The following is a 14,247-nucleotide window of genomic DNA, read 5'->3' on the forward strand; positions in this document are numbered from 1 at the left end:
AAAAATCGTACCATATCCTTTGATAACGTTGAAGGGAAATTTATCGTTTAGAAAAAATACGTCGAAGCCATGAATCCTGTGGTGGCCAGCACTGATTTTGAGATTCGGGCGGTCTGCGGAAAAGGCCTCCCGAAATGCCGAAATACAAGTTGAACGCCCTCGGGTTACCGATGTTCAGCAACCCGGTAAGGTGGTCGGTGCCGAGCCACAGCGGACCAATGCGCCCGGCAAGCCCGATTGCCGGGGAGCGATAGCGGTTCATGAGCGACAGTGGTACCGAAATTTCATACCATTTGTGCTCGTAGCGGGGCGTAACACCTATGTATGACTCTGCCTTCATGCCAAATGCGCCCTGCGGAACCAGGTTCTGGACCCAGAGACCATTGACATATACATTCGGCTTTACGTTATAATCCACGCTCGCCTGGAATGCCATTGGCAATATCGATTTGAAATTCGGTGCGATGGGTTGCCCGCCGTCCAGCGAAGAGTTGATCGCATTGAAAATGCCTTCGGAGCCTTTCAGCTTCTGGAATGTGTCGTACCTGAATTCCTTATTGGTCGTATGGGTTTCCTGTTGCAGGATGTAAGCCGGGTTTTTGAAATGGACACGACCGATGTCCGTCAGTGAAACTGCTATTCGGTACAGGTATTTGTTCTTCGACGCGTCGCGTTTCCGCTCACCTCTTTCACGGTAAGTAGCCTTGTGAACGTCGGGCCTGTATTCATAAACAGCCCCGAGATCGAAACCCCAGCCGCTTCCGGGAGGCGCGCCGCCAAGGAGCCAGGCGGGCGATGGTTTTACATTCTGAAACCCTTCGTCGCGCGTGAGCGCATAGCGTACATTGATTTCATTGACATTGATATACTGCCGCTTGTTTTCCCAGGCGGGGTCGGGCTGAATATCATACGATGAATTTTCGATAATGGCGTGGGCATTGTAAAGGCCGATGAGTCTTTTGACCGTTACGCCTACTTTAAGATAATCCGTTTCATTGTCGAAAACAGTGCCACCTACTGTAAGCGCAATCTCGCCAAGCCCGTTCAAATGCAACTGGCCGGACTGATGCTCGTACACCTGATCCTGCAAATCCTTGAATTGCGTGGTTTTGCTGATTAACCGCGCCAGTGGCTCGGTTACCTGGGTAGTGTTGAGGATGTAACGGGCCCGCGATGAAATTCCCACTCCGACCCGGCCTTTGAACATATTGAACATGATCGACGGCAGGCGAGTATCGCCACCGGCGTTCAGGTACTTCTTGTTGCCATTCAGTTTTTCGCCCAGGTAGGAGCGGGGGAATAGCAACATGCCTCTTTCATTATAGTATTTGGCGGGCACGGTTCCGGTGAGCAGGCTCAGGAAGGAATAGGGGGCTTCGTATTTGACGTGGTTGTTGGCGGTATAAAACTGCGTGCCGACCAGGTTTACATATAAGCTGTAACGACTGTCGGCCACAAATGCCGGATTATGGTACAATGCGTTCGTTCCGGCGAAATTGCTCATGGCGGTACCAGGCAAATGCTGGGCTTGGGCGTTGATGGTTAATCCGCAGACCATTCCTAATATGGATAACCAACTTCTTTGCATAGGGAACGTGATTCGGTGGGGTAGCCGAGATTTAATCAGGTTACAAAGAAAACGCTAACGGCACTGACTTGCAACAATGTTTACTGAATGGGTAAAGAATATTCCATAACGTCGGGCGGCATGATTTTAATACGAAGGAAATGCGCAAACGGTTGCTCTTTGGCAAAATGTCACGGTCAGCGATTTAAGTCACTTTTGACTTTTTCCGGGAAGGCAAAGATGAAGTCAGATGCCGGTGATTGTTGGTATTTGTTTTGTTAATTCATACATTGACCATATATTGTTCTGTGAACTATCGGTATTGACTTATTCAAATTTTGAATTGTATGAATTTTTCATTTTCTAATTATCAAATAGAAAATTTCTTCGATGAGATGTTTACTCCTGGGGGCGAAATACGTCCGGGCTATGAACATTTAAAGAATAAATTTGAAAACCTGACGCACGAAGATTTGACCAACCGCCAGCTTGCCACTGAACGCGCGCTGCTATCAATGGGCATTACTTTTAATGTATATTCCGAGGGCGAAGGTACCGAGCGCATTATGCCGATCGACATTATTCCGCGAGTGCTGTCGAACGCGGAGTGGGAATGGCTTGAAAAAGGGCTGAAGCAGCGGATCAAGGCATTGAATATGTTTATCGACGATGTTTACAATGAGCAGAATATATTGAATGACGGCGTGGTTCCGCGCGAGTTGATCGAGTCGAGCAAATGTTTTCTCAAACCGTGTATCGGACTGAAACCGCCGAAGGGTATCTGGTGTCACATTACCGGTACCGATCTTATTAAAGGTGACGACGGCACGTTTATGGTATTGGAAGATAACTTGCGTTGTCCATCAGGAGTTTCCTATATGCTGGAAAACAGGGAGTTGTCGAAGCAAATATTCCCGGATGTCCTTGCGCGTACAGGTGTGCGGCCCGTATCCGACTACCCGACGCGCCTTCTGCAAATGCTGCAACATTTGGCAGACCGCCCCAACCCGACCGTGGCTGTGCTTACCCCCGGCATTTATAACTCGGCCTATTTCGAGCATTCTTACCTGGCACAGCAAATGGGCGTGGAGCTCGTGGACGCGCGCGACCTCGTGGTTTCCGACGGCTATGTTAAAATGCGGACAACCAATGGTTTGCAGATCGTCGACGTGATCTATCGTCGGATCGACGACACGTTCATGGACCCGGAATCGTTCCGTGAGGACTCGCTGATCGGTATTCCCGGCATTTTTGAAGTATACAAAAAGGGACGCGTGGCATTGGCCAATGCACCGGGAACGGGGGTGGCCGATGACAAGGTAGTGTATGCCTACGTGCCGCGGATCATCAAATATTATCTCGGAGAAGAAGCGATTATTCCGAATGTGAGGACCTATATCTGCGGCGAAGAGGATGATATGCACTATGTTCTTGAGAATATCTCACAATTGGTTGTAAAAGAAGCCAATGAGGCCGGTGGTTACGGAATGCTTATCGGACCTAAGGCGACGGAAGAAGAGCACGAACTGTTCCGACAAAAAATAAAGGACAACCCGCGGAATTATATTGCCCAACCAACGATTTCTCTGTCAAGAGTCCCTTGTATGGTCGATGGACACGCGGAAGGGCGGCATGTTGACCTCCGCCCTTACATATTGTATGGCGACGACATTAGTGTAATTCCGGGCGGGCTTACCCGGGTAGCATTGCGTAAAGGATCGCTCGTGGTGAACTCATCGCAGGGGGGCGGAGGAAAGGATACATGGGTATTGTATTAAGTTATCATTAACAGTTACTGGCAGTCTGTTCATGATAACGGTTTATGTATTTGTTTGATAAACCTTGTTTGAACTGCCTGAATTGGAATAGTCAGTAACTTAAATGATTTAGCAATGCAACGCCATATAACCGGATGGTTCAGTCCGGCGCTTAACAAAGAGATGGAAATTGCCGTTTACGGACATTACGGAGTGGCACTCCTGATGATCCCTACCGCGGCCTCCGATTACCTGGAATACGAACAAAATGGATTAATCGACGCTATTGAGCCTTACATCTATTCCGGCAAGGTAAAAGTGTATTGTATCAATAGTATTAATGGAGAAAGCTGGCTGAATCCTTATATGCACGGCTACGATAAAGCGGTGCGGCACCAGGCGTTCAACGATTATGTAATCAAGGAAGTAGTGCCCTTTATTAAGGAAGATTCTAGTCCGACGAATGAGATCATTGCCGCTGGCGCTTCGTTTGGTGCATTGCACGCCGCTAACCTGTTTTTTAAACATCCCGATTACATTCACGGGGTGATTGCAATGAGCGGCTGCTACGACCTGAGCGTGTATACCGACGGCTATTACGACGATAATGTGTATTTTAACTCGCCGGTGCATTACCTGCAAAACCTGAAAGCGGAATGGCACCTGCAAATGTACCGTGACAGTCGCCATATCCATTTCGTCACGGGCTCGGGCGCGTACGAGGTGCCGGATTATTCGAGGCACATTTCGTCCATTCTGGCCTCTAAAAACGTACCGCACGAGCTGGATATCTGGGGAAGCGACATTCCTCATGAATGGTGGGCATGGAAGAAAATGCTTCCTTATTACCTCGAAACGAGATTTTGATATTGCTCGGAAAAGCGAAAGCCCTGGAATGATCACATTCCAGGGCTTTCGCTTTTTGAATATTGTTGATCAGGCTCCTTCGAACTGGCGGAGGAATCTTACATCGTTTTCGGTAAACAAACGAAGGTCGTTGATGCCGTAGCGCAGCATCGTAATCCGCTCGATACCCATTCCGAATGCGAAACCTGTATATTCTTCGCTGTCGATGCCGCAATTTTCGAGAACGTTCGGATCTACCATCCCTGATCCGGCGATTTCAACCCACCCGGTATGCTTGCAAACATTGCAGCCTTTTCCCCCGCATATAAAGCAGGAAACGTCTATTTCGGCGCTGGGCTCGGTGAAAGGGAAGTAGGATGGTCGGAGGCGGATCTTGGAGTCCTTGCCGAACATCTCCTTCGCGAAATGGTATAATGTATCTTTCAGATCTTTGAAGCTCACATTCTTATCCACATAAAGGCCTTCTACCTGGTGGAAGACGCAATGCGCACGGGCAGAAATAGCCTCGTTCCGGAAAACACGGCCCGGCATAATGGAGCGGATCGGCGGCTTCTGACGTTCCATCAGGCGCACCTGTACGTTGGATGTGTGCGTACGCAGAAGGACGTCGTCTTTTACATCGCCTTCGCTTTTGGAAATAAAGAAGGTATCCTGCATTTCACGCGCCGGGTGGTTGTCGGCAAAGTTCAATGCGCTGAAGTTGTACCAATCCTTCTCGATTTCAGGTCCGTACGACACATTGAAACCCATGCGTTCGAAAATCTCGATGATCCTCCGGCGAACGATAGTTAGCGGATGGAGGCTTCCCTGTAAATTGGGTGTTACAGGTAAGGTCAGGTCGATCAGCATTTCTGGATTGCTGCCTGCCGAATTTTCCAGCGCTGTTTGAAAATCCTGGAAACGTGTTTGCGCCAGGTTTTTGAGCGTATTCAATTCCTGCCCGACGGCCCGGCGATCTTCCTGCGGAATATTTTTAAGATTATCAAAAAGCTCGGTTACTGCGCCTTTCTTGCTGATATATTTTAACCTGAAGGCTTCCAGCTGCTCTTTGGTGCTGACGGTTGCCTGTTCGATTTCAGAAACTAACTCCTTTACCCGCTCGGTAATCATAAAAGCTTGTTGTTATTGGTGACTTACGCCGACTCTGTTGCGGCAGGAGGCCCTTTTCGAGAGCCCCGAAATTCCTGCAAAGATAAGGAAAGTTAGCTCGCAGGCGGAAGTGAAATGGCGTAGTTACGTTTATTGGATTGGTTTGTTGGAAAAATCCATGTTTTTGAGACTACGTAAAATTACGCATTTTACTAAGTTTGCTTACGTCATTTTATATGTTACTCAATTGTTAAATAATTGATTTTCAATCTATTGATTCTCGGTGCGTACTTTTACGTATTTTCCGAACGCTACGCGATGTGCTAATTTTGAAACAAGAAATCACAACAATATTAGCGTAGTTACCATGAAAAATTTTCCAAGCTTTACTCGCCCCAATTCGTCAGAGAGATCATACAACGACAGCCGTTCTTACATTTCGGTTCAATCGATGGGAAGAACAATCTTTTTGACACCCGACGTAATCACTTTCCTTGAAGGTGAAGGTAACTACACATTCATATACACGAACAACGGGAAGAAATACCTGGTCTCGAAAACATTGAAATCTCTTGCGGAGCAGTTGAGCGCCAAATTCCTTCGCGTTCACAAATCATATCTTGTAAATGCCGACTACGTCGTAGAGCGTCTCGAAGACGACCGTATGCTGAAACTTTCATGCGGTAAAGAGGTAGTCGTATCGCGCCGGAAAATCAAAGAGGTATCTGGTCTTCTGGATCACACCAACCTCATCCGCATCAGCGCATAAAGACATTTTGGTGAATTAAATTAGTGGGTTATTCATAAAAACAGCAGCCATCGCTCGATCGAAGGCTGCTCGTTTTGTTTATGGGCGGCGAAGCGGAATTTTGAATGAGTGAATGAGTGAATGAATAAGTTATCAATGAATAAAAAGTCAAGTATAGTCATAAGGTCAGGTGTTGTTGGCCTGACAATTTCATGACTCAATCACAATTATTCGGTCATTCAATCATTCAGTCATTCAAAACTAAAACAACTTTAGTCCAAGCGTCACCTGCCATGAGCTCACTTTCTGCTTCAACGAGGCGCCGCCATTGATAGGCTGGCCGCTTACCTGAAATGAGGCCAGGTTAGTAAAAGAGCCTTCTTTTCTTACGTCGAGGCTGAAATTTCCCAAATCCAGGCCGGCTCCAAGTTGGTAGCCGAATGTTGCTTCCGACATGGCATTGTTCAAATCCGAGGTGTAGTATTTAAATGCGTCACGCAAACGCTGGTTGTCGCCGATGCGGAATGACGTAACCGGCCCTGCGAGAATGCGGAACGGGCCGCCTTTCAGGCCGATCAGCAAGGGCACATCGATATTGCTGTATTTGACATTGATCGTTTTTTCGACCGGTGTTTCCTGATCATTCTGGATTATTTTGAACGAACCTCCCTTCGTTGAAACGAGTACTTCGGGCTGGATGAATATCGTTTTGCCGAAGCGCATCCAAACGCCGCCTACTGCGCCGGTCCTTGTGTTGAAACTTTCTTTCAGGTTGTCTCTCACCTCTTTGCCATCATATCCGAGATACGGATTCCCATTCTCATCGTAACGCGTCGTGAAAACGTCGCCCATGGTAAGCCGCGACAAGTTCACTCCCCCTTTAATACCAAACGCAAAACCTTTCTTCTGGGCCTGCACATTTGAGAATGCGAAAATGCAGAGCAAACAGGCGCAGGCCACTTTTGTCAGGATGTTCATGGATAATATGATTTTTTAAGTAAAACAGGTTAATAACGCCAAATTGCAAAAAACTATACCCATCCTACATTTTTTTTGATTTTATGGCCAAAACATGCAAAAATTGGATTAATATCGTCGGAATTACGTTAGTCACCAAGGGGATATAAATTAGACTATTCTATTATGGCCAAAGCCAAGACGGCATATTTTTGTCAGGAATGTGGGTATAATTCGCCGAAATGGGTCGGCAGATGTCCGTCATGCGGCGAGTGGAATACTTTCGTGCAGGAAGTTATTGAAAAGGAAGATAAAAAGACGGCGGTTTCGTGGAAATCGGTGAACCTGGCCAACCGTCCGCGGGCGATTGCTGAAATTGTCTACGAAAATGAACCGCGCATCCGCACATTCGACGAGGAACTGAACCGAGTGCTCGGCGGAGGTATCGTGCCAGGCTCTCTGGTGCTGATCGGCGGCGAACCGGGGATCGGAAAATCGACATTAATGCTGCAAATCGCGCTGACGCTCTCGAATAAAAAAGTACTGTATGTTTCCGGCGAAGAATCCGAAGCGCAGATCAAAATGCGGGCTGAGCGCATGGCGGCCAAAAGCGATAATTGCTTCATTCTCACAGATACGCAAACCCAGAATATTTTCAGACAAATAGAGGATTTTCAACCTGAAATCCTGATCGTTGACTCGATACAAACCATGCAGTCGACTTACATCGAGTCGGGGGCGGGCAGCGTGTCGCAGGTGCGCGAGTGCACGGCGGAATTTATGAAATATGCCAAGGAAATGGGCGTTCCGGTGTTCCTGATCGGGCACATTACAAAAGATGGTTCGCTTGCCGGTCCGAAAGTACTGGAACATATGGTGGATACTGTGCTCCAATTCGAGGGTGACCGCCATAATACTTATCGGATCCTGCGAACTATGAAGAACCGTTTTGGTAGTACTTCCGAACTGGGCATTTACGAAATGCAGGGAACCGGTCTCCGGCAGGTGAGTAATCCTTCGGAGATACTTATTTCTCAGCGCGATGAGCCCGTGAGTGGTATCGCGATCGGTTCGATGATGGAGGGGAATCGGCCGTTGCTGGTGGAAATCCAGTCGCTGGTGAGCGTGGCAACCTACGGGACGCCACAGCGCAGCAGTACCGGTTTTGACGCAAAACGATTGCAAATGCTGCTGGCTGTGCTCGAAAAGCGTGGAGGTTTCAGACTAGGCGTCCAGGATGTGTTTCTGAATGTCGCCGGCGGCTTGAAAGTAGAGGATCCCGCGATTGACCTCGCGGTGATTGCGTCGCTCGTTTCATCTTATGAGGATAAATTCATACCTGCGTCTGTTGGATTCGCTGCCGAAGTCGGGCTTGGCGGAGAGGTAAGAGCTGTGAATCGCATCGACAGCCGTGTTTCAGAAGCGGAAAAGCTGGGCTTTAAGAAAATTTATATTTCAAAATACAACAGTAAAGGCCTGGATTTGAAAAGAGGAAAGATTGAAGTGATTCCAGTAGCGCATTTGGATGAACTTTTTATGTCGCTTTTTTTGAATCAATAGCCTGGTTTACAGCTATTAATGGTGGCTAAAATGCATTAACGCATTTTGGAATGCTTCACCAGGTAGGCGAGTAATACGGGGTCGAAGCCTTTGGCAATATCCGCTTCGATGAAGTCGATTTTGTATTGCCCGCATTTCAGTTTCAATTTTTGATAAAAATCGCCGACAAACTGCTGGTACGATTCGCGCACCTGCTCGGGCTGGACTTTGATTTTTTCACCCGTTTCGAGGTCGACAAACTCGTAAGGCCGGTTTTCGAATGCGAAATTCTCCTCGGTTTTGCGGTCGGTGACGTGGAAAAGCAGTACTTCGTGCAGATTGTGTCGTAAATGCTGCAATGCGGAGAAAATCTTATCAGCTTCTTTGATATTATCGAACATATCACTAAAAATAACGACCAGCGAGCGCTTATGGATTTTTTCGGCGATCTGATGCAGCACGTCGGCGACCGAAGTCTTCTGCAGCGGTCGATTGGCCTGAAGTTGCTGTTCCAGTTCGAGCATGATCTTGTGCACATGCGAGGGCGTGGACTTTACAGCGGTTTGCACTTCAATTTGTTCAGAGAAAGTGCACAGGCTCACGGCGTCTTTTTGCCGTTGCAGCAAATAGGTAAGGCTCGCCGCGGCCATGACACTGAACGTCATTTTTCCAAAATTCTCTTCCGGATAATACATGGAAGACGAAGTATCCAGCAGAATATGGCAGCGCAGGTTGGTTTCTTCCTCATAGCGCTTGACATAAAGCCGGTCGGTTTTAGCAAATACCTTCCAATCGATATTCCGGGTGGACTCGCCCGTGTTGTACAGCTGATGTTCGGCAAACTCGACTGAGAAGCCGTGAAAAGGAGATTTATGAAGACCGGTGATGAAACCTTCTACCAACTGTTTTGCAAGAAATTCCAGATTCCCGAATTCTCTGACTTTGGCCAGATCCAGTTGGCGGACACTCATGTTAGCATCGGGGCTTACTTACTTCTCATCGAAATGACTTTGCCCGATTTCGGGTCGATTTCTTCGTTGGGCGACAAGAGGACCATTCCTTCCATTCCTACAACCCTTATTGAAACATTGGCAACGCCTTTGGCCAAAATGCCCAGCAGACGGGCTGCTTCTTTACTGAGATCGATCACACGGTGCTTTGAAAACGGACCACGGTCGTTGACTCTCACGATCACTTTTTCATCATTATCCAGATTCGTCACTTCAAGCATGGTATTGAGCGGGTAGCTGCGATGGGCGGCCAGCAGTTCACTGCTTTTATGTACTTCCCCGAATGAGGTTTTCCTGCCGTGGAAGCGCGCTGCGTAGTAGGAGGCGGCTCCGGTTTCCGTTTTGCCGAGTTTTACCTGAGCTATGGCTTCCGGTAACAGCGCGACAAACGCTAACATGGTGAGAATCAGAATCCGACGATAAGTCATTTTTCTGGATTTAGGTGAAACATAATAAGGTAAAAGTCCCCTATCTCATATCTTCCTTTGGCGTTTCAGGTCAATTTTAAAACCCACGAATTTCAAAACTAGTAAAAAGATCTAAACAAACCAGCAAAAGTCGCAGTTAATTTCAATGCGACTGGTGAGCGTACTTGTAACTCGCAACCAACAAAATGCTAATATGTTCCGGTTTTTTTGGAAGCAGCAATAAACTTTATATTTTAGCGTTTGGAAACCTATTTAAAACTAAACATAGTGGAAGACAGAGAGCAAATCTACTCCAAAAGGGTCAGGGCGGGAAAAAGGACTTACTTCTTCGATGTTCGCTCAACGCGATCTAACGATTACTATCTTACCATCACAGAAAGCCGTCGCCACCCTCAGGGAGACGGGTTTACGTACGAAAAACACAAGATGTTTTTGTACAAGGAGGACTTCGACAAGTTCGTGGAGGCATTGAAGGAAGCGGTGGATCATGTGAAGACAGAACTGATGCCAGAGGTTGACTTCTCGCAATTCGAATCCAAAGGAGACGAGGTAGACGTAGTAGGGGAGTCGGACCTTAAGTGGGATTAAGAAATTTAGATATTGAATAGAAGCCTTCGCAATCGATTACGAAGGCTTTTGGTTTTTGTACCTGCTAAATAGTAATTTTGCGAAAATTATTATTCAGCAGGCGGGCATGCTTTGCATTACTGATCAGGCATGCGGCCGCCATTCACTGCTTACCATTCATATATGAGTCTTCAATGTGGGATTGTCGGATTGCCGAACGTTGGGAAATCCACCCTTTTTAATGCCATCTCTACCGGCAAAGCCGAAGCTGCTAATTATCCTTTTTGTACCATAGAGCCCAATGTGGGCGTTGTAACCGTTCCTGACGAACGATTGGATACCCTTACCAAGCTGGTGAACCCTCAAAAGGTGATCCCTACGATCATCGAATTCGTGGATATCGCAGGTCTTGTGAAAGGAGCGAGCCAGGGAGCGGGGCTAGGTAACAAGTTTTTGGCCAACATCCGTGAAGTGGATGCGATCGTCCACGTGGTACGCTGCTTCTCCGACGATAACGTTGTGCACGTAGAAGGCCGCGTTGACCCGGTATTCGATAAGGAAATCATCGACGCCGAATTGCAGCTTAAAGACCTGGAATCAATCGAAAAGAAGATCCAGCGAACCGAGAAAGGTGCACGCGCCGGCGATGCCAAAGCGAAAGCCGAGCTGGAATGGCTGAAAAAATATAAAACAACGCTGGAAGAGGGTAAGAATGCGAGAAGCGTTGAAATCGATGCAGAAACGAGAGAATCGGTGATCGGTGACCTGCAATTGCTGACCGCGAAACCGGTGCTTTACGTGGCGAACGTGGATGAAGGTTCGATGCTGACGGGCAATGAGTATTCCGAGAAATTGAGAGAGGCCGTAAAACATGAAGGAGCCGATGTGATCGTTCTTTGTGCGGCTATCGAATCACAGATTGCAGAAATCGAAGATACGGAAGAGCATGAAATGTTCCTGAGCGAATACGGCTTGAAGGAATCTGGTCTCAGCAAGCTGATCAAAGCTTCTTATGCGCTTTTGAACCTCATTACTTATTTCACCGCCGGTGTTAAGGAGGTTCGTGCGTGGACAATCGTAAAAGGCTGGAAGGCGCCGCAAGCAGCCGGTGTGATCCACAGTGATTTTGAAAAAGGGTTCATCCGTGCAGAGGTGATCAAAATCAACGATTTCGAGCATTACAAAACAGAACCAGCGGTGAAAGAAGCCGGTAAAATGGCTGTGGAAGGCAAGGAATATGTCGTAGAAGATGGCGACATTATGCACTTCCGTTTCAATGTCTAGTTTCTGACTAATGCATCAGGTATGAAAAGAGCGGCCATGTGCCGCTCTTTTGCTTTTTGTATCAATCCTCGTAATAATCGGGTGCGTCTTTGTGGATGACGGCACGAAGCGTCTTGGCCATATGCAGGATCGTGTCGACTTTGTAATGCGCTTTCTTAAAGATTTCAGGATTATGTCCTTCGTTGATCAGCTGCATGAACATCTCGCGGAGAAATACCAGATCATCGATATTCTGTGAAAAATCCTCTACGACGTACATTTGAAAGCCGCGGTCGTCCAGTTGCGGGAAATAGAGGACCAGATATAGGTCGGTCTGCACATAAAAACTGATCACATGGCTTGCCTCGAAATTGACCGGCATTTCGTCATGATCAACCAGGCAATCGATAATGTAATTCTCGTCGTTGGTGATCGAGAGATTGGAGGTGAGGTACACGCTGTTTGCTGATGACTTCATAACGTTAAGCAGTTAACGCCGCCGGTTCCATTCTACGGTGCGGTAGCCGACGAGCAGGTCGGCACGGCTGGCAGGCGGACGGTGATAAATCAATATGTCATAATCATTCTCGGTAGCTGCGAAATTTCCTTCAATATAAGATTCGTCGGGCTTCTGATTGCCTTTAACCATGGTGTAATCATAGTTGATCACCCCCTGTTTTACCATCATTTCCACCTGATATGCCTGGGCTGTGGCATCATATGTCATTTTGTTGCGATCGGTCAGCTGCCAGAGGTTGAAAGCACCATTTACATAAAATGTCGCGCCAGGATCTTCCTCTGTTTTTAAGGTAAACACCACCGGCGTGTAATCAGCTTCCACACTTCCGCGTCCTGACTCTCTCTGATCTACAATGTATTGGCCATTGAAATCGTCGATTTGTATATAAGGTACGTGAGCACGGGGCTTATCGGGGAAGAGGAACAGCTTCGTAAACTCATCCGTCCGTTCTATTTCATTCACGCCATAGCCACGACCGGTAAGCGAGCGGCTATCGAAGTACCGGAATTCATTTCCTCCCTGAAAAGTGTTTTCGAGGTCAAAAAAGGTGTACTCCAATAGCTGGTCAAACGGTCGTACGTTGGTCGGTTTATAGTTAGTCTTTGCTTGGTCCCACCGGAAGTTCTTCCGGATCACCACTTTCAGGTCCGTTTGCGGGGCATTGAGCTGGTAACCTTTGTAATCCACCGAAAAGTCAATCTGCTGATCCGAGAATTGCTGCTCGATTCCCTGAGAGAAACGCGCCTTCGCGGTAACATTCACGCGCGGCTGATAATGCATAAACCGCCGGCTGAACATTAGTTTTCTGTCACGGTCGGAAAACACATAGATTACATAATTGCCGGGGAGCTTCAATTTGGGCAATTCGAAGCGGTAATGCGTGTAAGGTACCTTCGTACTGAACGACTGGTCGTAGGTATTTACCGGGTATTCATTGAACTCGTAGGTGAATTCGATATCGTTCAGATTGGATTTGGTCCAGTCCGCATTGCAATGAATGATTTTCGCGCGATAACCTTCCGGCTGGCCGGTCATATCGTCGAATTCGAGTACCAGCGGGGCTGGGTTGTTCAGTGGCGTAATGGGCGGTGTGAGCAGGCGGGTAGGGTTTTCCGGGTCGTCGAGGGCCGGGTACAGCAGCACAGTTTTGATCTTATCCTGGTAAATAAAGTCTTCCAGGCGAAGCCCTTGAGGCTGCGCATACGTGTGTGTGCAAAAGAGGGAAAAAGCTATCAGCAGTACTAAACGCATCTCGGGATTTTTAAATGAGTAACGATTCTTTTTACGGTAAGGTACATATAGTTTGGAAAAGGTGATTTGAACATTATTAACTATTTTTGATTAGAAACCATGACTGCAGTAGCGATCAAAATGTACACACAGGAAGAATATCTCGAACTGGAACGCGCCGCGGAGTACAAGAGCGAGTACTATCGCGGGGAGATATTTGCGATGTCGGGAGCGAAGTTTAATCATAACCGCATTAAGGAGAATCTTTCCGTCGCGATAGGGCTTTTTTTGAAAGGGAAATCATGTAACAGCTTGTCGAGTGATATGCGTGTGCATATTCCAGAAAATACTTTATATACTTACCCGGATTTGTTGATCGTCTGCGGAAAGCCAATTTTGTTGGACGAGCATATGGACACATTGCTCAATCCCTCGGTCATTATCGAGGTGTTGTCGCCCAGCACCGCAAGTTATGACCAGGGGAAGAAGTTTTACTTTTACCGTAGTATGGAATCCCTGGTCGAGTATATCCTGATCGATTCTCAGGAAGTGGGAGCGGTGGTGCATCGCAAAGGTAGTGACGGTGTCTGGTTTGTATCGTCTGAAGCCTACGACATTAAAGGCAGTGTCGAAATCGGTCACATCGGGCTGACTATAAAGATGTCGGACATCTACGAACAAACAATCGGAATTTTATAGCAAAAA

Annotated in this window: 14 protein-coding genes; 7 read left to right on the forward strand and 7 right to left on the reverse strand. The window is 47.4% G+C overall.

All coding sequences use genetic code 11. From position 1 onward, the window contains the following. Positions 1 to 40 precede the first annotated feature (40 nt). Positions 41 to 1,588: a DUF5723 family protein gene (locus tag ACQ4MZ_RS10695; protein WP_430844887.1), complete on the reverse strand. Its 1,548-nt coding sequence runs from the start codon at positions 1,586 to 1,588 to the stop codon at positions 41 to 43. A 326-nt stretch (positions 1,589 to 1,914) separates the two neighbouring features. Between ACQ4MZ_RS10695 and ACQ4MZ_RS10700 the strand changes: the two genes are divergently transcribed. Both ACQ4MZ_RS10700 and ACQ4MZ_RS10705 read left to right on the forward strand, forming a co-directional pair. Continuing rightward, entirely contained in the window at positions 1,915 to 3,345 is a 1,431-nt protein-coding gene (locus tag ACQ4MZ_RS10700) for a circularly permuted type 2 ATP-grasp protein (RefSeq protein WP_430844889.1), read from the forward strand. Between the two features lie 114 nt (positions 3,346 to 3,459). Beyond that, the gene (locus ACQ4MZ_RS10705; RefSeq protein WP_430844890.1) at positions 3,460 to 4,191 is read left to right on the forward strand and encodes an esterase family protein; all 732 of its coding nucleotides are present in this window, start codon (positions 3,460 to 3,462) and stop codon (positions 4,189 to 4,191) included. Between the two features lie 69 nt (positions 4,192 to 4,260). Here ACQ4MZ_RS10705 and pheS read toward each other — a convergent pair whose 3' ends face one another. Next, positions 4,261 to 5,301: a phenylalanine--tRNA ligase subunit alpha gene (gene pheS / locus ACQ4MZ_RS10710; protein WP_430844891.1), complete on the reverse strand. Its 1,041-nt coding sequence runs from the start codon at positions 5,299 to 5,301 to the stop codon at positions 4,261 to 4,263. 430 nt (positions 5,302 to 5,731) lie between these two features. On the opposite strand from pheS, the gene ACQ4MZ_RS10715 reads away from it, so the two are divergent. After that, positions 5,732 to 6,049 (forward strand): LytR/AlgR family response regulator transcription factor, encoded by a 318-nt coding sequence (locus ACQ4MZ_RS10715; protein WP_106597933.1) that lies wholly within the window; start codon positions 5,732 to 5,734, stop codon positions 6,047 to 6,049. A gap of 240 nt (positions 6,050 to 6,289) precedes the next feature. Here the strand turns inward: ACQ4MZ_RS10715 and ACQ4MZ_RS10720 are convergent, their stop codons facing one another. Continuing rightward, positions 6,290 to 7,006, reverse strand: coding sequence for a porin family protein (locus tag ACQ4MZ_RS10720; protein WP_430844893.1), 717 nt, complete (start codon positions 7,004 to 7,006; stop codon positions 6,290 to 6,292). Positions 7,007 to 7,171: 165 nt separating this feature from the next. On the opposite strand from ACQ4MZ_RS10720, the gene radA reads away from it, so the two are divergent. Continuing rightward, positions 7,172 to 8,545, forward strand: a complete 1,374-nt coding sequence (radA, locus tag ACQ4MZ_RS10725; protein WP_430844894.1) for a DNA repair protein RadA — start codon at positions 7,172 to 7,174, stop codon at positions 8,543 to 8,545. 35 nt (positions 8,546 to 8,580) lie between these two features. On the opposite strand, the gene ACQ4MZ_RS10730 is transcribed toward radA, so the two are convergent. Both ACQ4MZ_RS10730 and ACQ4MZ_RS10735 read right to left on the reverse strand, forming a co-directional pair. Next, complete coding sequence (locus ACQ4MZ_RS10730; RefSeq protein ID WP_430844896.1) at positions 8,581 to 9,495, reverse strand: DUF58 domain-containing protein; 915 nt, start codon at positions 9,493 to 9,495, stop codon at positions 8,581 to 8,583. A gap of 14 nt (positions 9,496 to 9,509) precedes the next feature. Continuing rightward, on the reverse strand, positions 9,510 to 9,962 hold the full coding sequence (locus ACQ4MZ_RS10735) for a septal ring lytic transglycosylase RlpA family protein (RefSeq protein WP_430844898.1): 453 nt from the start codon (positions 9,960 to 9,962) through the stop codon (positions 9,510 to 9,512). Positions 9,963 to 10,202: 240 nt separating this feature from the next. Between ACQ4MZ_RS10735 and ACQ4MZ_RS10740 the strand changes: the two genes are divergently transcribed. Both ACQ4MZ_RS10740 and ychF read left to right on the forward strand, forming a co-directional pair. Continuing rightward, positions 10,203 to 10,550: a DUF3276 family protein gene (locus tag ACQ4MZ_RS10740; protein WP_019942161.1), complete on the forward strand. Its 348-nt coding sequence runs from the start codon at positions 10,203 to 10,205 to the stop codon at positions 10,548 to 10,550. Positions 10,551 to 10,712: 162 nt separating this feature from the next. Further along, a complete protein-coding gene (ychF, locus tag ACQ4MZ_RS10745) occupies positions 10,713 to 11,813 on the forward strand; it encodes a redox-regulated ATPase YchF (RefSeq protein ID WP_430844900.1) in 1,101 nt (366 codons plus the stop codon). A 61-nt stretch (positions 11,814 to 11,874) separates the two neighbouring features. Here the strand turns inward: ychF and ACQ4MZ_RS10750 are convergent, their stop codons facing one another. After that, positions 11,875 to 12,270 carry a hypothetical protein gene (locus ACQ4MZ_RS10750; RefSeq protein ID WP_430844901.1) on the reverse strand — a complete coding sequence of 132 codons (396 nt, stop codon included), beginning with the start codon at positions 12,268 to 12,270 and terminating at the stop codon, positions 11,875 to 11,877. A 12-nt stretch (positions 12,271 to 12,282) separates the two neighbouring features. Further along, positions 12,283 to 13,563, reverse strand: coding sequence for a DUF5103 domain-containing protein (locus ACQ4MZ_RS10755; RefSeq protein WP_430844902.1), 1,281 nt, complete (start codon positions 13,561 to 13,563; stop codon positions 12,283 to 12,285). A gap of 99 nt (positions 13,564 to 13,662) precedes the next feature. On the opposite strand from ACQ4MZ_RS10755, the gene ACQ4MZ_RS10760 reads away from it, so the two are divergent. Next, entirely contained in the window at positions 13,663 to 14,241 is a 579-nt protein-coding gene (locus ACQ4MZ_RS10760) for a Uma2 family endonuclease (protein WP_430844904.1), read from the forward strand. Positions 14,242 to 14,247 lie beyond the last annotated feature (6 nt).

The sequence above is a fragment of the Dyadobacter sp. BHUBP1 genome (assembly GCF_050587785.1).
Taxonomy (GTDB): domain Bacteria; phylum Bacteroidota; class Bacteroidia; order Cytophagales; family Spirosomataceae; genus Dyadobacter.